Annotated in this window: 17 protein-coding genes; 6 read left to right on the forward strand and 11 right to left on the reverse strand. The window is 67.9% G+C overall.

All coding sequences use genetic code 11. The features are described 5' to 3' along the window. The first annotated feature begins 20 nt into the window (after positions 1 to 20). Both ACZ5BU_RS12940 and ACZ5BU_RS12945 read left to right on the forward strand, forming a co-directional pair. On the forward strand, positions 21 to 812 hold the full coding sequence (locus tag ACZ5BU_RS12940; RefSeq protein ID WP_465698369.1) for a class I SAM-dependent methyltransferase: 792 nt from the start codon (positions 21 to 23) through the stop codon (positions 810 to 812). Then, positions 809 to 1852: an acyltransferase family protein gene (locus tag ACZ5BU_RS12945; protein ID WP_465698371.1), complete on the forward strand. Its 1044-nt coding sequence runs from the start codon at positions 809 to 811 to the stop codon at positions 1850 to 1852. The genes ACZ5BU_RS12940 and ACZ5BU_RS12945 overlap by 4 nt, the downstream gene beginning before the upstream one ends. On the opposite strand, the gene ACZ5BU_RS12950 is transcribed toward ACZ5BU_RS12945, so the two are convergent. Beyond that, complete coding sequence (locus ACZ5BU_RS12950) at positions 1759 to 4437, reverse strand: alpha-(1->3)-arabinofuranosyltransferase domain-containing protein (protein ID WP_465698373.1); 2679 nt, start codon at positions 4435 to 4437, stop codon at positions 1759 to 1761. The genes ACZ5BU_RS12945 and ACZ5BU_RS12950 overlap by 94 nt on opposite strands. Positions 4438 to 4540: 103 nt before the next feature. Between ACZ5BU_RS12950 and ACZ5BU_RS12955 the strand changes: the two genes are divergently transcribed. After that, complete coding sequence (locus tag ACZ5BU_RS12955) at positions 4541 to 5797, forward strand: MATE family efflux transporter (RefSeq protein WP_465698376.1); 1257 nt, start codon at positions 4541 to 4543, stop codon at positions 5795 to 5797. Positions 5798 to 5816: 19 nt separating this feature from the next. Here ACZ5BU_RS12955 and ACZ5BU_RS12960 read toward each other — a convergent pair whose 3' ends face one another. Genes ACZ5BU_RS12960 through ACZ5BU_RS12970 form a run of 3 tightly spaced genes read right to left on the reverse strand, consistent with a single transcriptional unit; the run spans position 5817 to position 9449 of the window. Next, positions 5817 to 6800, reverse strand: coding sequence for an ABC transporter permease (locus ACZ5BU_RS12960; protein WP_465698378.1), 984 nt, complete (start codon positions 6798 to 6800; stop codon positions 5817 to 5819). A 4-nt stretch (positions 6801 to 6804) separates the two neighbouring features. Continuing rightward, positions 6805 to 7701, reverse strand: coding sequence for a carbohydrate ABC transporter permease (locus ACZ5BU_RS12965; RefSeq protein WP_465698380.1), 897 nt, complete (start codon positions 7699 to 7701; stop codon positions 6805 to 6807). Then, complete coding sequence (locus tag ACZ5BU_RS12970; protein WP_465698382.1) at positions 7698 to 9449, reverse strand: type 2 periplasmic-binding domain-containing protein; 1752 nt, start codon at positions 9447 to 9449, stop codon at positions 7698 to 7700. The genes ACZ5BU_RS12965 and ACZ5BU_RS12970 overlap by 4 nt, the downstream gene beginning before the upstream one ends. A gap of 253 nt (positions 9450 to 9702) precedes the next feature. On the opposite strand from ACZ5BU_RS12970, the gene ACZ5BU_RS12975 reads away from it, so the two are divergent. Next, the gene (locus tag ACZ5BU_RS12975; protein ID WP_465698384.1) at positions 9703 to 10185 is read left to right on the forward strand and encodes an NUDIX hydrolase; all 483 of its coding nucleotides are present in this window, start codon (positions 9703 to 9705) and stop codon (positions 10183 to 10185) included. Here ACZ5BU_RS12975 and ACZ5BU_RS12980 read toward each other — a convergent pair. Both ACZ5BU_RS12980 and polA read right to left on the reverse strand, forming a co-directional pair. Beyond that, positions 10169 to 11017 carry a hypothetical protein gene (locus ACZ5BU_RS12980; RefSeq protein ID WP_465698386.1) on the reverse strand — a complete coding sequence of 283 codons (849 nt, stop codon included), beginning with the start codon at positions 11015 to 11017 and terminating at the stop codon, positions 10169 to 10171. The two genes, ACZ5BU_RS12975 and ACZ5BU_RS12980, sit on opposite strands and share 17 nt — an antisense overlap. 1 nt (position 11018) lies before the next feature. Then, positions 11019 to 13733 (reverse strand): DNA polymerase I, encoded by a 2715-nt coding sequence (gene polA / locus ACZ5BU_RS12985; RefSeq protein ID WP_465699253.1) that lies wholly within the window; start codon positions 13731 to 13733, stop codon positions 11019 to 11021. Positions 13734 to 13807: 74 nt separating this feature from the next. On the opposite strand from polA, the gene ACZ5BU_RS12990 reads away from it, so the two are divergent. Next, positions 13808 to 14227 carry a hotdog fold thioesterase gene (locus ACZ5BU_RS12990; protein WP_465698388.1) on the forward strand — a complete coding sequence of 140 codons (420 nt, stop codon included), beginning with the start codon at positions 13808 to 13810 and terminating at the stop codon, positions 14225 to 14227. On the opposite strand, the gene ACZ5BU_RS12995 is transcribed toward ACZ5BU_RS12990, so the two are convergent. Beyond that, positions 14190 to 14798 (reverse strand): GNAT family N-acetyltransferase, encoded by a 609-nt coding sequence (locus ACZ5BU_RS12995; RefSeq protein WP_465698390.1) that lies wholly within the window; start codon positions 14796 to 14798, stop codon positions 14190 to 14192. The two genes, ACZ5BU_RS12990 and ACZ5BU_RS12995, sit on opposite strands and share 38 nt — an antisense overlap. Before the next feature lie 114 nt (positions 14799 to 14912). On the opposite strand from ACZ5BU_RS12995, the gene ACZ5BU_RS13000 reads away from it, so the two are divergent. Then, on the forward strand, positions 14913 to 15653 hold the full coding sequence (locus ACZ5BU_RS13000) for a DUF554 domain-containing protein (RefSeq protein ID WP_465698392.1): 741 nt from the start codon (positions 14913 to 14915) through the stop codon (positions 15651 to 15653). 17 nt (positions 15654 to 15670) lie between these two features. Here ACZ5BU_RS13000 and ACZ5BU_RS13005 read toward each other — a convergent pair whose 3' ends face one another. The 4 genes from ACZ5BU_RS13005 to ACZ5BU_RS13020 are packed head-to-tail and all read right to left on the reverse strand — an operon-like array spanning position 15671 to position 20371. Beyond that, a complete protein-coding gene (locus ACZ5BU_RS13005) occupies positions 15671 to 16387 on the reverse strand; it encodes an ABC transporter ATP-binding protein (RefSeq protein WP_465698394.1) in 717 nt (238 codons plus the stop codon). Then, positions 16384 to 17346 (reverse strand): ABC transporter ATP-binding protein, encoded by a 963-nt coding sequence (locus ACZ5BU_RS13010; protein ID WP_465698396.1) that lies wholly within the window; start codon positions 17344 to 17346, stop codon positions 16384 to 16386. Before ACZ5BU_RS13010 ends, ACZ5BU_RS13005 begins: the two co-directional genes overlap by 4 nt. Beyond that, a complete protein-coding gene (locus tag ACZ5BU_RS13015; RefSeq protein WP_465698398.1) occupies positions 17343 to 19058 on the reverse strand; it encodes a branched-chain amino acid ABC transporter permease in 1716 nt (571 codons plus the stop codon). Before ACZ5BU_RS13015 ends, ACZ5BU_RS13010 begins: the two co-directional genes overlap by 4 nt. After that, complete coding sequence (locus tag ACZ5BU_RS13020) at positions 19055 to 20371, reverse strand: branched-chain amino acid ABC transporter permease (RefSeq protein ID WP_465698400.1); 1317 nt, start codon at positions 20369 to 20371, stop codon at positions 19055 to 19057. Before ACZ5BU_RS13020 ends, ACZ5BU_RS13015 begins: the two co-directional genes overlap by 4 nt. Positions 20372 to 20379 lie beyond the last annotated feature (8 nt).

The raw sequence follows: 20379 nt of genomic DNA on the forward strand, positions 1-20379 counted from the left end.
TCGACACTAGAGTGTGGCGGGTGAACGAGCCGGTACGGGTTGAGCTGACCGAGGCGGAGACCTCGCGGGCCAGTCGTACCTACTGGGACGAGGTCGCCGACGAGTACCTGGCCGAACATGGCGAGTTCCTCGGTGAGGACCGGTTCATCTGGTCGCCCGAGGGCGTCGACGAGGCCGACGCGCAGCTGCTCGGGCCGGTTCGGGGACGGCGGATTCTCGAGGTCGGGTGTGGTGCCGCACAGTGCTCGCGGTGGCTGGTGACGCAGGGCGCGGACGTGGTGGCGTTCGACATCTCCGTCGAGCAGTTGCGGAACGCGAAGACCCTCGACGAGCGGACGGGTACGGCGGTTCGTACGGTCGCCGCGGACGCCGTCGCACTCCCCTACCGGGACGCCACCTTCGACATCGTCTGCTCGGCCTTCGGCGCACTCCCGTTCGTCGCCGACGTGGGTACTGCCTTCCGCGAGATCGCGCGCGTACTACGGCCCGCCGGGACGCTCGTGTTCTCCGTGACGCACCCGTTCCGCTGGACGATGCCCGACGACCCGTCGCCCGCCGGGCTGCGGATCACCCACTCGTACTTCGACCGCAGGCCGTACGTCGAGCTCGACAGCTCCGGTACGCCGGTCTACGCCGAGCACCACCGCACGACGGGCGACTGGATCCGGGAGCTGACCGGCGCCGGCTTCGTCGTCGACGACCTGCTCGAACCGGAGTGGCCTGCCGGGCACGAACTGATCTGGGGCGGCTGGGGCCCCGAACGCGGCCCACTGGTCCCCGGTACTGCGATCTGGACGGCACACAAAGCATGAGACATACACGCTTCCCCGCGGTCGACGGACTGCGCGTGATCGCCGCATTGGCGGTCGTGGTGTCGCAGGTCGGCTTGCACGCGCATGCCCCGCTCGCAGGCGTCGTCTCACGGCTGGACGTGGGCTGGGCGATCTTCTGTGCCCTGTCCGGCTTCCTCCTGTACCGCCCGCACGTGCTGGCCTGGTTCTCAGGCACCCTGCCGCCGCTGACGTTGCCCTACCTCCGCAACCGCGCCTTGCGCATCCTGCCCGCGCTACTGATCGCAGTACTACTGTCGATCGCCTTCGTCCCGCACCCGGCGACCACTTACCTTCGCTGGGCCGCGCTGACACCTCTCCCCTTCTACCTGCTCCTCCCTGGCCTAGGGCGCCTGCTGACCGGGTACGAGCGTCCCACTCGGCGCAGTGTCCGCTGGCGGCTCCTGGTCCTGGTCGCACTGACCATTCTTGGACCGGTGTGGATGGCAGCCGTGATGGCAACAGGCCATCCGAGCGCAGGCCTCTGGCTGCCGGGCTACCTCGGCTGGTACGCCGTGGGCATGGGTATGGCGCTGTGGCAGGTCTCCCGTGCCACCGGACGGCTCGGCCCGTCCACGCTCGACACACTGACCAGGGTCCCCGGCACGCTCTGGGGAATCGCCGCAGCACTCCTCCTGATCGCAGCGACGCCCATCGCCGGGCCGTACGACCACTCCGTCCCCACACCGGCCCAGGCCCTCATCAAGAGCCTCTTGTACACAGTGGCCGTCGCCTGTGCGCTCTTCCCGGTGCTGACACCAACGGCCGGCACGGTCCGCTTCCTCGGCGGTCGCACGGCGCAGTTGGCCGCGAAGCTGTCGTACGGCGTCGTGGTGTATCAGTTCGTCGTACTAGGACTCCTGCACGGCCCGTTCGCCGTACGGCTTCCTGTGACGCTCACAGCGTCCACGGCGATCGCAGCGGTGAGCTACCGGTTCGTGGAGCGTCCTGTCTGGAAGAAGAGCGCGACGGCCAAGACCGAGAGCAGCGTGACCAGCCCGAGCAGCAGCGCGGCCCTGTAGGTACGGTCCGGCATGAAGCGGGCCGTGACCAGCTGCTCCGGTCCCGCGGGTAGCAGCCAGCCTTGCTGCCAGCCGGCGATCCGGATGGGCGTCAGCTTCCGGCCGCTGCCGTCGTACGCCACCCAGCCCTCGTTGTAGTTCTGCGCGACGGCCAGCACGGACGGCTCGCTCGTGCCCGGCGCCTCCACTGTCAGCTCGGTCGGATTCGGGCGCCACACCTCCACACCCTGCACCCGCGGACCGGTCCCGCTGCCGAACCCGGTCTTGGCCATCGTGGTCTCGATCGGTACGAGCCCGCCGTTCGCCTGGATCTCGATCTGGTGCCGCCCGGACCGCAGCGGGACCGCCGGGATCCTCCCGCACAGGTTGAACGCCACCGGCCGCCGCTGCAGCAACTGCTGCATGGTCGCGGTCACCTGTGTCCGCATCGGTACGCCGTCGATCCGGACCGCCGGGCCGTTCCCGCAGTACGCCGGGACGCGCCGGCGCGGATCGACCGCCTTGCGCAGCTCGTCAGCGCCGAGCACCTCGACCTCGTCCACCCCGACCGGGCTGGTCCGCGCGTCCTGCAGCGGCTTCGTCGAGGTGAAGTCGATCTTGACTGTCCGCGTGTGCCGCGCCGCGAACCGGACGTATCCGCCGTCGTCGACCGTGGCCTTCACCGGCGCGCTGTTGTCGAAGTGCACCGTCACGCCGGCCGGCCGGGAACCGTTCAGGTACGGGTCGGACCGGAACCGCAGCCCATGCACATTCCTTGCCATCGGCAACGTCAAGGTCAGGTTCGGCGACGGGTCGTCCGCCGCCGCCAGCCACCCGGTCCCGAGCTCCCGGTCGACGGCCGCACCCGGCCGTCCCTCGGGCGCGGCCACCGCACGCGACGACGCGGTCGCGGTGACGGCACCCGGTACGACGAGCAGCTGCTCGAGCGTCTCCCCGTCCTTGGCCAGCGCGGTCCCCCGTACCTGGTAGGTCGCCGCCTGCGGGAGCTGGATCGTCCGCGAGAGACCGTTCGGCTCGGCGGAGTCCTTCGCCTGGTCCGGACTGCACAGCGCCCGCGACCCGACGTGCAGGCACCCGGACCGCCCGATCTGCGTGTTCCGCAGGACGACTGCAGTCGGCTCCCGATCGGCCTGACCAGCCGTCTCGACCAGCGGCAGCCCGTCGACCTTGCCGTCCGCGTCGGCCTGCAGTACAGCCGCACCACCGCCGCCCAGCGCCGTAACAGCGGTCGGTACGTCGTCCGCGCTGCCGCCGAACGCGAACAGCCGGGACTCCGGAACCAGCCGGCCGGGCGTGGTCGCGCCGACGTCGTAGATCTCCACACTCGGGTACGGCAGCCGGGTCTGTCCGGCGGGCCCGTAGTACGCGACGCGCGACATGCCCGCGTCGGCCAGGCTGTCGTGGATCGCGAGCGCCGGCGTACCGTCCTCCTGATCGTTGCGCACGACAACGTAGCGGACGCCGTCGCGGTTCAGCTCCTGCCGCAGCGTCTGGTCACCGACTCCAGAGTCCACCCGGCTCCGCATGTCGTCGGTGAACGTCGCGAGCGGCCGCTTCACGAGGGCGGCCAACGGCTCCGTCGAGCTCGACAACACGAGGACACTGCCCGGAGCAGTCTGGTTGTCCAGCCAGCGCGCGGCCTGCTGCCAGTGCGTCGGGATCGCGGCGAACGCACCCGCGGGCCTCGTCAGGACGACAGGTAGTGCGGCAGCCACGGCGAGGCCGGTGACCAGCACAGGCACGACGCGACGGTGGACGCCGCGCGCTACGGACAGGTTCGTCAGCCGGCGGAAGTAGTGCGCTGCCGCGAGCGCGAGCGGCAGACCGACGACTGCGCCCGCTACTGGCAACCAGCGTGGCGTCGGCGGCGCAGCGCCGTACTTGACGAGCATGAGTAGTGGTACGAGCCACCAGATCGACGCTGCGACCACGAAGCCGAGCCAGACGAGCAGCAGCTTCACCCGTGCGCGCACTACCAGCCAGACAGCCGGTAGGAGCAGTACTGCGGCGCTGCCTGCCGGGTTGGCGCCGCCGATCAGTGCGAATGCCACGGCCGACCAGCTGGCGCGCCACCATCCAGAGCGCGCCCGTGGTGACACAAGAGGCAGTAACACCCAAGGAGCCATCGCCATCGGCCATGCCTCTATGGGGAGCTCACCGAACGCTCGTGGCACCAGGGCATAGAGCAGCGCAACAGCCAGGCGCGTCCAGGGCACGCCGTACTGCAGGACGTTGCACAGCTTCCAGATACCCAGGAACGCGACGCAGAGGACCAGTGACCACCAGAGGCGTTGCGCGATCCAGTCCGGTACCGAAAGCGCGGCCAGCAACCAGTGGAACGGTCCCATCGGCAGCAGGTAGCCGTACGAGTCGTTCTGCAGCTGGCCGAAGCCCGTGTGCGGATCCCACAGGTGCATCGCCCGGGAGAGCAGGCCGCCCGCTCCGGCGGTCAGCTCGAGCTTGCGGTCCGGGACGATCCGGCCGGGGGCGTGCTGGAAACAGAGGGCGATCAGCGCCAGGCAGCCGAGGACGAGCCGCGCCCGCCACACGACCTGCTCCGTACTGCCCGCCTTCAGCCTCCTCACCGGCGGGACATTAACGGATCCGGCGGCTCCGCGGCGGCATCGTTGCCGTACCGTGAGGTCCGGCAAATCTCACACCCGGTATCGATGACCCGAGGCAGCACGCATGACTTCTGGCACCACCCCGGCGCCGCAACCACAGGCTCCGCGCAAGAGCTTCCTGCGCAGCGCCACGGTCGTCGCCGTCGCGATGGCGATCATGAACGTCGCGGCCTACGGCTTCACGCTGGTCGGGTCCCGGCGGCTGATCCCCGAACAGTTCGGCGCGATCACCGCGCTCCTCGGCCTGCTGCTGATCGGCAACGTCGCGTCGCTCGGCCTGCAGGCGACCGGCGCGCGGCAGCTCGCCACCCACACCGGGGACGGCGCGGCGACTCTCGGCGACGCGATCCTGAGGGCCGGTCGCCGGTCCGCGGCCGGGTTGACCGCGCTCTGTCTGCTACTGACGCCGGTGTTCATGTGGCTGCTGCACGTCGACTCGGTGATCGCGATCCTGCTGCTGGCGCCGACGCTCGGCGGCCTCACGCTGATGGGATCGCAGCTCGGCATCCTCCAGGGCAGCCAGCGGTGGACGGAGCTCGCCGCCGTCTACACCTCCGCGGGCCTCGGCCGGCTGATCCTCGGCGGTGGCGCACTTCTCGTCCACCCGTCGCTCGACTGGGCGATGGCCGGCCTCGCGATCGGTGCCGCCGTACCGGCCCTCCTCGGGCAGTTCTTCCTCCGCGGCTCGCACGGCGCGACCGGTCAGGACGTCAAGGCCGTACTGCGGGAGACCGTGCACGGCACGCACACGCTGCTCGCGTTCTTCGCGCTCGCGAACGCGGACGTGCTGTTCGCGCGGGCGCTGCTCGACGAGAAGGACAGCGGGTACTACGCGGCCGGCCTGATCATCGCGAAGGCGTGCCTGTTCCTCCCGCAGTTCGTGATCGTGCTGGTGTTCCCGACGCTGGCCAACTCTCCCGGTGACACGGTCCGGCTCCGGCGCGCGATCCTCGCCGTCGGAGGCCTCGGCGCGTGCGCGGTCGCCGGGACGTTGATCCTGCCCGGGATCGTGGTCGCGGTGATCGGCGGCAAGGAGAAGTACGCGCCGCTCGGCCCGTACACCTGGCTGTTCGCCGTCGCCGGTTCCGCGTACGCCGTCCTGCAGCTCGTCGTGTACGCCGCGATCGCGCAGCAGGAGAAGCGCGCCGCCCTCGTGATCTGGCTCGGCCTCGTCGTCCTCGCGGTGGCCGCCGGCATCGTCCTCGGCACCGACACCGCCACCGGCCTGAACGGCGTGAAGGTGCTGGCCGCGATGACCAGCACCTGCGCGCTGCTGCTGTCCGGCGCCCTCGCCACCGGACTGCATCGCCAGTCGACCTAGCTGACCGCAGACTGGCCGCTCACCAAAGACTGCTCCGCGCGAACCGGCGGGCGAACGTGTTCGCCAGCACCAGCAGGACGAGACCGATCACCGATCGGAACAGGCCGATCGCGGTCGCGTAGCTGAACTGCGGGACCGCCGACGCCAGACCGATCTTGTAGACGTACGTGTCGATCACCTCGGCCACGTCCAGGTTCAGGTTGTTCTGCATCAGCAGCACCTTCTCGAACCCGACCGACAGGATCGAGCCGATGTTCAGGATCAGCAGGATCACCGCCACCGGAACGATCGCCGGCAGGTCGATGTGCCAGATCCGGCGCAACCTCGACGCACCGTCCACGATCGCCGCCTCGTGCAACTCCGGCGGCACGCTGGTCAGCGCGGCCAGGTAGATGATCGCGCTGAAGCCCATCGTCTGCCACGCGCCCGACCAGACGTACAGGTGCCGGAACAGCCCCGAGTCGCCCATGAAGTCGACCGGTCCGATCCCGAACAGCCCGAGCAACTGGTTGGCGACGCCGGTGTTCGGGTTGGTCAGGACCACCAGCAGGCCGACGACCACCACCGTCGAGATGAAATGCGGCGCGTACGTGATCAGCTGCGCCGACCGGCTGAACCACTTCCGCCGGACCGTGTTCAGGCAGAGCGCGAGCACGATCGGCAGCGGGAACGTCGCGAACAACTCGTACACGTGCAGGAACACCGTGTTCTTGATCAGCCGCCAGAACTGGTACGAGTCCACGAACCGCTCGAAGTGCTTCAGCCCGACCCACGGGCTGCCCCAGATCCCGGACACCACGTTGTAGTCCTTGAACGCGATGATCACCCCGTACATCGGCCAGTAGGCGAAGACCGCGAGCCAGATCAAGGGCAGCGCGAGCATCGCGTACAGCTGCCAGTTGCGCCGCATCCGCAGACCCAGGCCGACCGACGACTTCGCGGTCCGGGTCCGCTTGTGCGTCGCCGTACGGACCGATGAGCGGGTTTCTGTCGAGGTCGTCATGCGCTCATCCCTTCAGGGAGCCGATCATGGCCCCCTTGACGAAGTGCTTCTGCACGAACGGGTAGACCAGCAGCGGCGGGATCATCCCGATCACGATCAGCGAGTACTTCAGCTGCTGCTGCAGTTCCTTCAGCTGGATCAGCTTGCTGGTGTCCGGCATCTGCGACGGGTCGACCTTCGACTGGATCAGGATCTGCCGGAGGATGACCTGCAACGGGAACAGCTGCTCGTTGGTCAGGTAGATCAGCGCGTTGAAGAACGAGTTCCACTGGCCGACCGCGTAGAAGAGCAGGTTCACCGCGATGATCGGCTTGCTCAGCGGCAGCACGATCCGCCAGAAGAACCCGAAGTCGCTGCAGCCGTCGACCTTGCCGGCCTCGACCAGCTCCTCGGGGATCGTCACCATGAAGTACGTCCGGGTGATGATCACGTTCCAGACCGCCAGCGCGGCCGGCAGGATGATCGCCCACCGGGTGTTCAGCAGCCCGAGCTTGTCGACCACGAGGTAGGTCGGGATCAGCCCGCCGCTGAACATCATCGTGAACACGAACGCCGCCATGATCAGGCCCTTGCCCGGCAGGCCCTTCCTCGACAGCGGGTACGCCGCCAGCAGCGTGAGCACTGTCGCGACCACGGCTCCCACGACGGCGTAGTACACGGAGTTGCCGAAGCCGCTGACGATCGACTTGTAGTCGAAGATCGCCTTGTACGCGTCCAGCGTGAAGCCGACCGGCCACAGCCAGACCTCACCCGCGGCGACCTTCTTCGTGTTGCTGACCGACGCGCTGAGCACGTAGATGATCGGATACAGGACCGCGAGACAGAACAGGCCCAGCGCCGTGTAGATGCAGGCGGAGACGATCTTGTCCGAACGCGTGTCCTGGGTAGCGGTTGTGCTCATGAGTTGTACGTCTCGTAGGCGGCCTGCTGCAGGTCGACGTACGGCTTCACGCCGATCTTGGCGACCCGGTCCTTGTAGTCGTTCCACGCGCCGTCGTCGTTCGGGTCGAGCTGCCCGGTGACGAACCGCGACATCGACTGGGATACCTCGTTCTTCAGGTTGGTCTTCAGCTCCGACTCCTGCGCCGCCTGGTCCTGGTCCAGCGTCACCGGCGGGAACTGCATCTCCTGCGGCTGCTTGTACGGGAAGTAGCTGTCCACCGTCTGCTGGTAGAGCGGCTTCTCGAAGGTCAGGTCGTTCGGGTTCACCCGCTCACCGAGCCGGAAGTCCTGCGACCGGTACATCGCGTTGTCCTGGCTCCAGCTCAGGCCGTTCTGGGTGTTCCAGGTCGCGTCGAACCCGTAGATGGCCTGCTTGCCGTTGATCCCCAGCTCGCCCTTCTTCGCCCAGGCGAAGTGCGGGCCGCCGTACGCCCGCAGGATCGCCTCGAGCTCCAGCTGCGCGTCGGCCCACTGGACCAGCAGCTCCGGCTTCGCGCACTTCTTCGTGATCACCAGCTTGGCCACGTCGACGCCGACGCCCAGGTAGTTCCAGGCGGCGTACCGGACCTTGTTGGGTCCCTCCAGCGGCGGGATCGCCTGGTACTTGCGCCAGCGGGCGTTCGGGTCCTTCTGGTCGATGTCGACGAAACCGCCCCAGTAGTACGAGCGCGCGCCGCCGATCATCGGCTTGCCCGGGGAGTTGCCGTACCGCTCCATCTGGTCCTGGTCGGCGGTGAACACGTCCTTGTTGATCAGACCCTCGCTGTACAGGCCGTGCAGGTACTTGAGGCCTTCGCGCCACTCGTCCTTGTCGAACGTGACGTCGACCTTGCCGTCCTTGACGACCAGCCACGGTTCGCCCGGGTTGTAGAGGAACGCGTTCATGAAGTACGTGTCCAGCGCGGCGTCCTTGTAGCCGGCGAACGGGATCGTCTTGCCGTTGCCCCCGAGGTCGGCCTTCTTGAACGCGCGCAGTACCTCACGGAACTCGTCGGTGGTCTTCGGGATGTCCAGGCCGACCTGCTGCAACCAGTCGGTGTTCAGGAACGTCCGGCCGTTGCTGGCGCGGCAGTGGTAGCAGTCGTTGATGCTCGGGAACGTGTAGATCCTCTTGTCCGGCGCCTGGACCAGCTTGCGCGTGTCCGGGTAGTCCTTCATCGCCTGCTGCAGGTTCAGCGCGTACGCGTCGATGTACTGGCCGACGTCGGTGAACAGCCCCTGCTGGCCGTACAGGAACAGCTGCGAGCGGGTGAAGCCGACGCCCATGAACGCGTCCGGGATGTCGCCGGCCGCGATCATCGCGTTCACCTTGGTCATGATGTCGTCGGGGGTGCCGCCGATCTGGTTCCACTCGATGTGGACGTTCGTCTTCTGCTCGAACCACTTGGTGAACGCGTTGGTCTTCCAGTCCCCGATCGTCACGTCCTGCGGTACGACGATCTTGAATGTCACCTTCTCGGTGGTCAGCGGCTTCAGCTCGCGGGCGACCGGTCCGACGTAGCCCTCCGGGTACTGCACGGTGGTCAGCTTCGGGCCGAGCGAGACGCTGGGTTGCACGTCGCCGCTTCCGCCGGTGGCGCTGCCGGCGTTGCCGGAGCCGCTGCAAGCGCTGAGCAGACCACCGCCGGCGGTCGCCGCAGTCAGCCCGAGTGCTCCGGAGATCAGTGATCGGCGGCTGATTCCACGGCGTGCGTGATCGTTCGGCATGGTTCCTCCTAGGCGGCTGGGTCGGAACAAAGACGAAATATCCGATAGCAATATCCAATAGGATCTCGGATCTTGCCCGGGAGAATGACATAGAACGACAGCTGACGGAAGAGGTCGTCGGACACTGACCGGGATCAGCCGGTCACTGTCGGTATCTTGCAGGCAAGCGGTTGCCGCTTAACGTTTCATCAGCGGTTTCTTGCGTGGGAAACGCGCAACCGGGCTCGGTACGGTCATCGGTAGGGTCAGGGGTATGCCGACACCGAAGTTCATCCTCGACCTGCGCGCGAAGATCGGGCACGACCTGCTCTGGCTGACCGGCCTGACCGGCGTCGTCCTGAACGACCGGGCCGAGGTACTGCTCGTCCAGCGCGCCGACAACGGCCGCTGGAGCCTGATCGGCGGAATCCTCGAACCCGGCGAGCAGCCGGCGGTCGCCGTGGTCCGCGAGATCCACGAAGAAACCGCGGTCGTCGCCGAGGTCGACCGGCTCCTCAGTGTCGAGACCACGCCGCCGGCCGCCTACCCGAACGGCGACCGGGTGCAGTTCCTCGACCTCTGCTTCAGCTGCCACGCGCTGGGCGGCGAGGCCCGAGTCAACGACGACGAGTCGACCGACGTCCGCTGGTGGCCCCTCGCCGCCCTCCCCGAGGACCTGACTCCCCGCGAACACGCCTGCATCCAGCGCGCCCTCTCCCCCGCCGAACAGCCGAGCTACGTCACCTCCGCAGACTGACCTGCAGGTCCCGCAGCCACCGCTCACTCATCGCCGGCTCGCGGGACAGCAGTTCGGCCAGCTGCCGACGTACCTTCGGCGTCTTGGCCGCGGCGACGATCTTCACCGCCTCGGCCAATGCCATCCGCACCTTCTCGTCACGGCGCGGATCCGTGACGTCAGGGTCCGACCATCGGGTACGGCGGAACGAGACAGCCGTCTTGTGCTGATAGTCGCCGAAGTACGACCAGAGGCGCGTGTCCATCGACACGTTCCGGATCGCCGACGACGGGAGCTCGTCCGAGAAGCTTGCGTGCTGCTGCCAGCGGAACGTGTTCGGGCTGGTCTTCTGCCGGCGCGTAATCCCGACGAACCGCAACTGCCGTCGGATCACATCCCACTGCGCATGCTCGTCGTCGATCCACCGGCGCAGTACGGCGTACAGGTTCTCGAACGTCGAGCCCTCGTGAACCAGATCGACGAACACCGTCGGGCGCCCGCGCATCAGCTCGGCCGGCGCGAGGCCGTCCGCCGCCAGGTTCGTCCGGAGCTGCCGGAGCTCGCCGCCGGTGAACGTCTGCCCGTCCCGCCCGAACAACGACAACGGCAGCGGATGCAGCCGCGAACTCCACTCCGTATCAGCCAGCGCCCCGCTCAGCAGATCGAACAGGCTGTCCACCGAGCGCCCGACGAAGTACAGCTCACCGTTGCCGCACTGCCCCAGGACCCGCGCCGCACAACGGATCAGGTCGTCGAGGAAGAACAGCTCCCAGATCTGTACGTCGTCCAGCAGCGAGCCGAGGTTGTCCGGCCGGATCAGGTTCCAGCGAAACGGCCGGTTCGGCTCCGTCAACTCAGTGCGCGGCCTCGTGCCAGGTGCGGCCGATGCCGACCGAGACGTCGAGGGGGACGGCCATCTCGACGGCGTGGCCCATGTCGTGGCGAACCAGCTTCTCGAGGGCCTCGCGTTCGCCGGGGGCGATCTCGAAGACCAGTTCGTCGTGGACCTGGAGCAGCATCCGGGACTTCAGGCCGGACTCGCGCAGTGACGCATCGACCTTCAGCATCGCCATCTTGATGACGTCGGCGGCCGAGCCCTGGATCGGGGCGTTCAGGGCCATCCGCTCGGCCATCTCGCGGCGCTGGCGGTTGTCGCTGGTCAGGTCCGGCAGGTAGCGGCGGCGGCCGAGGATGGTTTCGGTGTAGCCGGTCTTGCCGGCGTCGATCACGATCGATCGCAGGTAGTCCCGGACGCCGCCGAAGCCCTCGAAGTACTCGTCCATCAAGCCCTTGGCCTCGTCGACGCCGATCTTCAGCTGCTGGCTCAACCCGTACGCCGACAGGCCGTACGCGAGGCCGTAGTTCATCGCCTTGATCTTCGCGCGCTGCTCCTGGGTGACCGCGGACGGCTCGACCGAGAACACCCGGGACGCAGTCACCGAGTGGAAGTCCATCCCGGAGTTGAACGCGTCGATCAGGCCCTGGTCCTGCGACACCTGCGCCATGATCCGCATCTCGATCTGGCTGTAGTCCGCCGACATCAGCGACTCGTTGCCCTCGCCGACGACGAACGCCTGCCGGATCCGGCGACCCTCCTCGGTGCGGATCGGGATGTTCTGCAGGTTCGGCTCGGTGGAGCTGAGCCGGCCGGTGGCCGCGATGGTCTGGTTGAACGTGGTGTGGATCCGGCCGTCGCGCGGGCTGATCGTCTTCAGCAGGCCCTCGACGGTTTGCCGCAGCCGGGTCGCGTCGCGGTGCGCGAGCAGGTACGCCAGGAACGGGTGCTCAGTCTTCTCGAACAGCGCCTGCAGCGAGTCCGCGTCGGTGGTGTACCCGGTCTTGGTGCGCTTGGTCTTCGGCATCTGCAGCTCGTCGAACAGCACCACCTGCAGCTGCTTCGGCGAGCCGAGGTTGATCTCCTTGCCGATCACCTCGTACGCCGCGGTGGCCGCCTCCCGGACACCGGTGGCGAACCGGTCCTCGAGTTCCTGCAGGTACGGCCGGTCGACCGCGATCCCGTCCCGCTCCATCCCCGCGATCACCCGGATCAGCGGCAGCTCGACGTCCGCGAGCAGCGCGGTACCGGCCTGCTTCTCGAGCTCGGCGTCGAGGGTGTCGGCGAGGTCCGCGATCGCGCGGGCGCGCAGCATCGTGTGGTCCGCGGCCGGCCCGCCCTCGATGTCGTCGAAGCTCAGCTGCCCGTTGTCGGCCTCCTCGTTGCGCAGCTCACGCTTGAGGTACCGCACGGTGAGGTCGGCGAGGTCGTACGCCCGCTGGTCCGGGCGGACCAGGTACGCGCTGAGTTGCGTGTCGGAGCTCAGCCCGCCGAGCGTCCAGCCGCGCTCGAGGAATCCGAGCAGCGGGCCGTTCACGTCGTGCAGCGCCTTCGGGATGGCGGCGTCCGCCAGCCAGACCTTCCAGGCCTGCTCGTCGTCCGGGGTCAGGACCTCCGGGTCGAACCAGGCTGCCGCGCCCGTCGTGTTCGCCAGCGCGAGCCCGGTGATCTGACCGGTACCGCCGCCCCAGCTGCCCTGGACCGCGACCCCCACGCGCTCGCCGCCGCTGACGTGCTCCTTCAGCCAGGCGGCCAGCTCGCCCGGCTTCAGCTGCACGCCCTCCAGGTCGAACCCGTGGTCGACGGTCGCGTCGACCTCCTCGTGCTCGGCGACCAGCCGCTCGCGCAGCACCCGGAACTCCAGGCTGTCGAACAGCGTGTGCACCTTGTCCCGGTCCCAGGCAACGCGGGCCAGGTCGTCGACCGACACGTCCAGGGTCAGGTCGCGGACCAGCTCGTTGATCTGCCGGTTCCGGATCACGTCGGCGAGGTGCTCGCGCAGCGACTCGCCGGCCTTGCCCTTGATCTCGTTCACCCGGTCGACCACGTCGTTCAGCGAACCGAACTGGTTCAGCCACTTCGCGGCCGTCTTCGGGCCGACGCCCGGGACGCCCGGCAGGTTGTCGCTCTGCTCACCCACCAGCGCGGCCAGGTCCGGGTACAGCCGGGGGCCGACGCCGTACTTCTCCTCGATCGCGGCCGGGTCCATCCGGGCGATCTCGGAGACGCCGCGCTTCGGGTAGAGCACGGTGACGTTCTCGTTGACCAGCTGGAACGAGTCCCGGTCACCGCTGCTGATCAGCACCTCGAAACCCTGCTCGTCGGCCTGGGTCGCGAGCGTCGCGATGATGTCGTCGGCCTCCCAGCCGTCGATCTCCGTGGTCGGGATCCGGAGTGCCTCCAGCACCTCCTTGACCAGCGAGATCTGCCCGCTGAACTCGTCCGGCGACTTCGAGCGGCCGGCCTTGTACTCCGCGTACTGCTCGGTGCGGAAGGTCTTGCGGGACACGTCGAACGCGACGCAGACGTGGGTGGGCTGCTCGTCGCGGAGCATGTTGATCAGCATCGAGGTGAACCCGTACACCGCGTTGGTGTGCTGGCCGGTGGTGGTGGAGAAGTTCTCCACCGGGAGCGCGTAGAACGCCCGGTACGCCAGCGAGTGCCCGTCCAGCAGCAGGATCCGCGGTCGGCCCGTGCCTGCCGTGGTGTCCGTGCCTTTGAGTTGCGCAGTCAACGTCGAGGTAGTCGTTTCTGGAGCCACAACCCGACTCTAGTGGGTCCCACGGACAGTTCTGACACACTGCTTCCGTGACAGATGAATCGAACCTCGGACCGGGCATGAGCATGGAGGGCACCCTCCTGCAGACCATGGGCATCGTCGTCACCGAGGCGACAGCGGACCGGGTGGTCGCGACCATGCCGGTCAAGGGCAACACCCAGCCGTACGGCCTGCTGCACGGCGGCGCGTCCTGCGTACTGGCCGAGAGCCTCGGCTCGATCGGCTCCGCGCTGCACGCTGCGACGTACGGGAAGGTCGCGGTCGGTGTCGACATCAACGCCACCCATCACCGCGCGGTCCGCGACGGTCTGGTGACCGGGGTGGCGACGCCTGTCTACCTCGGCCGTACGACGACGTCGTACGAGGTGGTCATCACCGACGACCGGGACAAGCGGGTCTGCACCGCGCGGATCACTTGCCAGCTGATTCAGGCTCCGCCGGGGAGCTGACGACGGTGCCGCCGAGCTGTGCGCGGCGTGCGAAGGCTGAGCGGCGTGACGAGAGCAGGGCGAGCAGGTTCGGTGCGTGCTCGGCGGCGAGCCGGCGGCGGACGGTCAGCGTGTTCGCGAACCGCAGTACGCCGGCCTGGCCGAGGCCGAGCCGGGCCAGGAACCGGTTGGCCTCGCGGGCGATCGCGGGCGCAACGACGGCCAGGTGCGCGCAGCTCTCGTGCTCGGCCCAGGCCACCGCTTCGGCGATCAGCGCCTTGCCCAGGCCGTGCCGGCGGGATGCGTCGCTGACGTGTAAGTACTCCACCGTGACCGTGGTGTCGTCGTGCAGCGGGCTGACCGCCGTACGCCGGAGGTACGCCATACCGTGCACGGCACCGTCCAGCTCGACCACCAGCAGCCGGCCCAGCGGGTCGTCGAGGTGCTTGCTGACGGCAACCTCCGCGGCGGCGACCGACGGCGGCGCCGGCAGCCGCGAAGGCAGCCCGGCGGCGGTGCTGAGCTCACGCCACAACGCGACCAGGGCGCCTGCGTCCCCCGGCTGGGCGTCCCTCACCTCGACGGCTGCCACCACAGCGACCTCCCGGTCCGGTCCACCCCCGAGGTGAACAGACGGGCCGATACGCTCGTCCTCGCGCAACAGTAGGCCTTCGGGGGTCACATGCAAAGCTGAGCGGAGATCAGTTTGTTCATCGGAATCGGGACCGTCGTGAATGTCGCGACGGTGCTCGTCGGTTCGGTACTCGGCGTGCTCGTCGGCCACCGGCTCAGTCACCGGACCAGGGACCTGGTCACCGATGCGATCGGGCTGGTCACACTGCTGATCGCGATCTCGTCGGCACTCACCGTCGGCGACAAGGCACTCAGCGACGCGGTCGGCACCAGCGCGCCGGTACTGATCGTGCTCGGCGCGATGCTGATCGGCGGGATCATCGGCTCACTGCTGCGGATCGAGCAGCGGCTGGAGGGCTTCGGCGCCTGGATGCAGCACCGGTTCGACCGCGGCGAGGGCGAGGGCAAGTTCGTCGAGGGCTTCGTGTCCGCGTCGATGGTGTTCTGCGTCGGCCCACTGACGTTCCTCGGCGCGCTCTCCGACGGCCTCGGTCGCGGTGCCGATCAGTTGTTCCTGAAGTCGGTCCTCGACGGCTTCACCAGCATCGCCTTCGCAGCCTCGTTCGGCTGGGGCGTCGCCGCGTCCGCGCTCGTCGTACTCGTGGTGCAAGGCTCGATGACCGCCGTAGGAGCAGTGCTGGGCGACGTACTACCCGACGCTCACGTGACTGCACTCGGTGCCACTGGAGGTGTGATGCTCATCGGCGTGGCTCTCAGATTGCTGAAGCTCAAGCAGGTAGCCGTCGCCGATCTGCTCCCCGCGTTGATCGTCGCGCCGCTGCTGGTTCAGTTGCTCGTTGTCATCCGCAACTGAACCAGCAGCACGACGTACTAGTCCTCGCCCAGATAGGCCTTGCGGACCGAGTCGTTCACCAGCAGGTCGCGACCGCTGCCGGACAGCACGATCTTCCCGACCTCGAGCACGTACCCGAAGTCGGCGCGCTTCAGCGCCGCCTGCGCGTTCTGCTCCACCAGCAGAATCGTCGTACCCTGCTTCTGCAGCTCGGTCACCGTCGACATGATCCGCTTCATCATGATCGGCGACAGACCCATCGACGGCTCGTCCAGCATCAGCAGCTTCGGCCGGCTCATCATCGCCCGGCCCATCGCCAGCATCTGCTGCTCACCACCGGAGAACGTACCGGCCGGCTGCTTGCGCCGCTCCCCCAGGATCGGGAACAGGTCGTACGCCGCCTGCAGATCGGTACGTACCCCGGCCGGATCGTTGCGCGAGAACGCGCCGAGCATCAGGTTCTCCTCGACCGACAGCCGCGGGAAGATCCGCCGCCCCTCGGGCGAGTGCGCCAGGCCGCGGGTGACGATGTCGTGCGCCGCCACCTGGTCGATCCGCTCGCCCTGGAACCAGATCTCCCCCGACGTCGGCCGGAGCAGCCCGGAGATCGTCTTCAGCGTGGTGGTCTTACCGGCGCCGTTGGTGCCGATCAGCGACACCACCTGCCCCTGCTCCACGCTGAAGCTGATCTTCTTCACCGCAACGATCTTGCCGTAGGCAACTTCCAGGTCCTTGACCTCGAGCATCGCGCTCATGGGGTCTCCTCTCCCGGTACGCCGTCCTGCGGCCGGTCGTCCGCGGCGTCATCGTCGTCATCGTCGTCCTCGCCGGTACCGATGTAGGCCTCGATCACCCGCGGGTCGGACTGCACCTCGTCCGGCGTGCCCTCGATCAGGGCCTCGCCCTGGACCAGGCAGAGCACCCGGTCGCAGAGGTTGAAGATGAACCGCATGTCGTGCTCGATCACCACCACCGACAGACCCGAGTCCCGGATCTTGAAGATCAGGTCGCTGGCCTGGCGGGTCTCCTGCGGGTTCATACCGGCAGTCGGCTCGTCCAGCAGGATGAGCTTCGGGTCGGTGGCCAGCGCCCGCGCGATCTCGAGCCGGCGCTGGTCGCCGTACGGCATGTTCCGGGCCAGGTGCTCGGTCGATCGGCCGAGACCGACGAAGTCGAGCAGTTCCTGCGCCCGGACCCGGGTGGCCTCTTCCTCGCGCCGGAACTTCGGCCCGCGGATCACCGAGGTGAATGCGCCCGCGCTGGTCCGGCAGTACCGCCCGACCATCACGTTCTCCAGCGCGGTCATGTTCGCGAACAGCCGGATGTTCTGGAACGTCCGGGCCATCCCCGCGCGGACCACCGCCCGCGGCTTCGGCGGCAGCGGCGTCAGTGGAGCGAGCGCCGGGACCGGTACGGCCTCGAGATCGAGCGCCTGGCCCTTCTTGCGCCTCGGGGGCTTCGGGGGCTTCCGCGGTGCGCCGGCGAATCGGACCTGCCCACTGGTCGGCTTGTACAGGCCGGTGAGGCAGTTGAAGAAGGTCGTCTTGCCGGCCCCGTTCGGGCCGATCAGACCGAGGATCTCTCCCTCACGGACGGTCAGGTTCACGTCGTTCACCGCCAGCAGACCACCGAACCGCATGGTCACGCCGGAGGCCTCCAGGACCGGCTCGCCGATCGACCGCCCGGCCGGGCGCTGGGTCTCGGTGACTGTCATCTCGCCTCCTCCACGGCCAGGCGTTCCTCTTCGACTTCGCTGGCCAACGCCTCGTCCTCCTCGTGGAACTCGAGCAACCGGCGTCTGTTCGCGACCAGGCCCTCCGGCCGGAACCGCATCATCAGTACCAGCGTCAGGCCGAACAGCAGCAGCCGGTACTCCGAGAAGAACCGCAGCTTCTCCGGCAGCAGCTTCAGGATCGTTGCTCCTAGCAACACACCGGCGATAGTGCCCATACCGCCGAGCACGATCGCGGCGAGCAGGAACGCCGACTCGATGAACTGGTACTGGTCCGGGCTGACCGCGGCGTCCTGGTGGGCCTTGATGGTGCCGGCCAGACCGGCCAGGAACGCGCCGACCGCGAACGCGAGCAACTTCAGCCCGAACACGTTCACGCCCATCGCCTCGGCCGCCTTCTCGTCCTCCCGGATCGCCACCCAGCCACGGCCGATCCGGCTGTTGTTCAGCCGGGCGAAGACCAGAATGACGAACCCGATCAGGACCAGCAGCACGAAGTAGTAGTTCGAGAACCGGCCGAGTTCGATCCCGGCGACGGTGTGCTGGCTGCCGAAGTCGAACCCGAAGGGCTTCCAGTCCGGAATGCCGGGCACACCGTTCGGGCCGTTGGTCAGGTTCGGGCCGTTGTTGCCGTCCAGGTTGCCCATCGTGAATCGGAAGATCTCACCGAAGCCCAGCGTCACGATCGCGAGGTAGTCGCCGGAGACCCGGAGGGTCGGCGTACCGATGATCAGACCCAGGGTCGCCGACACACAGGCGCCGATCAGAACCACGATCAGGAAGTTCGGCTTCCAGCCGACGGTCGCGAACGCCGACGTCGACAGCACGGCGGCCGTGTACGAGCCGGCCCCGAGGAACGCGATGTACCCCAGGTCCAGCAGCCCGGCCAGGCCGACCACGATGTTCAGGCCCATCGCGGTGGCGCTGAAGATCAGCACCTGGTTCGCGATCGACATGTTCGCGTCCGACCCGTTCTGGGTGAACGGGAACAGGAACGCCACCAAGAACGCGGCCAACGTCAGCACCTTGCGGCGCCGTTGCCCGACGTGACCGATGAACGTCATCGCCCCGGTCCGGAACAACGCCGTCGCGACCACGGCGATGAACACCAGACAGAGGATGAACGACCAGGCGTCCTGCAGACCGAGCGCGTACGCCGCGGCATACAGGATCGCGCCCATCAACACCGCGATCATCAGGATCTCGGCCCAGCCCGGCAGGCGCGCCGTGCTCATGTCCCGCAGTTGCCGCAACGGCAGCATCCACGCCGACACCGCCAGCAGCAGGGCGCCGACCAGCGACACGTAGCCGCCGGGGTTCACGTTGATGAAGCCGGCCGACTCGGTTCCGATCGCGATCACGATCAGCACCATGTACAGCGCCATACCGGTACCGAGCATCCGCAGGCCGACGGTCGCGTCCAGCCAGGCACCCAGCTTGGTCAGCGGGCCCTTCTCCGCCAGCAGCAGCACCAGCGACAGCACCGCGCCGATGATCGCGAGGATCTGCAGGCCGCCCGGGTAGAAGCTGATCGAAAGGTCGTTCAGGATCTGGCTGTCGTAGCTCCAGGACAGGAACGACCCGACGATCAGCAGCGCCACGCCGGCGATACCCAACGGCCACGCGATCGGCTTGCCCGGCTTCGCCACCGGAGCCTCCGTGCCCTTGTCCTCAGGCGTCTTGAGATTGGTCATGCCCGGTCCACCACCCTCGCGCCGAGCAGGCCCTGCGGCCTGAACACCAGAACCAGAATCAGGATCACGAACGCCCAGACATCCTTCCAGGTGCTACCACCGAACTGGCCCGGGATGTACTGCGTGGCCATCGCCTCGACGACGCCGAGAACCAGACCACCGACGACCGCGCCGAAGACGTTGCCGATACCACCCAGGACCGCGGCGGTGAACGCCTTCAGACCGGCCAGGAAGCCCATCCGGAAGTCGATGTTGTTGTTCTGCAGGCCCTGCGAGACACCCGCGATCGACGCGAGCACCGCGCCGAGGGCGAACGCGACCACGATGATCCGGTCCACGTTGATACCCATCAGCCGAGCGGTGTCCGGGTCCTGCGACACCGCCTGCATACCGCGGCCGAGCCGGGTCCGGTTGATGAAGAACCACAGCAGTACCGCACAGACCGCGAGCGCCGCGACCGTGAAGATCGCGGACCGCTGGACCGTCACCCCGCCGATGTGCAGCGCCTTACCGGTCACCACGTCGAGCTGCGGGAACGGGATGCGCGCCTTCGCGCTCGGCCACTCGACCTTGTCGATCAGCACCTTGAACAGGATCCAGCCGAGCTCCGCGATGACCGCAGCCACGGCTGCGCCGACGGCCACGGCGCGGACGCCGACCTGGACCCGCGCGCGCGACTTCGTCGCCTCGCCGACGGTCATGCCGACACCCGTACCCACGATCGCACCGCCGACGATCGCCGCGACGACGTACAGCGCGGAGACGTCGGAGTTGATCAGCAGTACGACGATCCACAACGCCACCGCGCCGCCGCCGGCGCCGAGCAACGGGGCCCGGTCGTACCACTTGCTGACCGGGTGGTTGAGGTTCGCGTCGGTCTGCCGGCCGCCGATCAAGTACCCGGCCGCGATCGCCAGGCCGGCGAACACCACCACGGTCCAGCCCGGACGCTCGTAGAACAGCCGGACGAACTCCTGCAGGAACACGGAGATACCGATCGCCGTGATCAGCGGTGCGAGTCGTGGCGCGTTCCGCAGGGGACGGTACGCGACACGCTCCATCAGCACCGCGGTACTGACCGACGCGATCATCGCGCCGACGATCATCAGCGGCAGGATCCAGACGCTGGTCTTGCCGTTGAAGAACAACAGATACGTCGTCAGCGCGCCGAACGCGCCGATCATGAACACCTCGCCGTGAGCGAAGTTGATGAGCTGCACGATGCCGTACACGACCGTGTATCCGACCGCGATCAAGGCGTACAGCGAGCCCAAGGTCAACCCGTTGACGAGTTGCTGCAAGAACTGGTCCACGTCGACCT

This window comes from Kribbella sp. NPDC031520 (assembly GCF_055580825.1).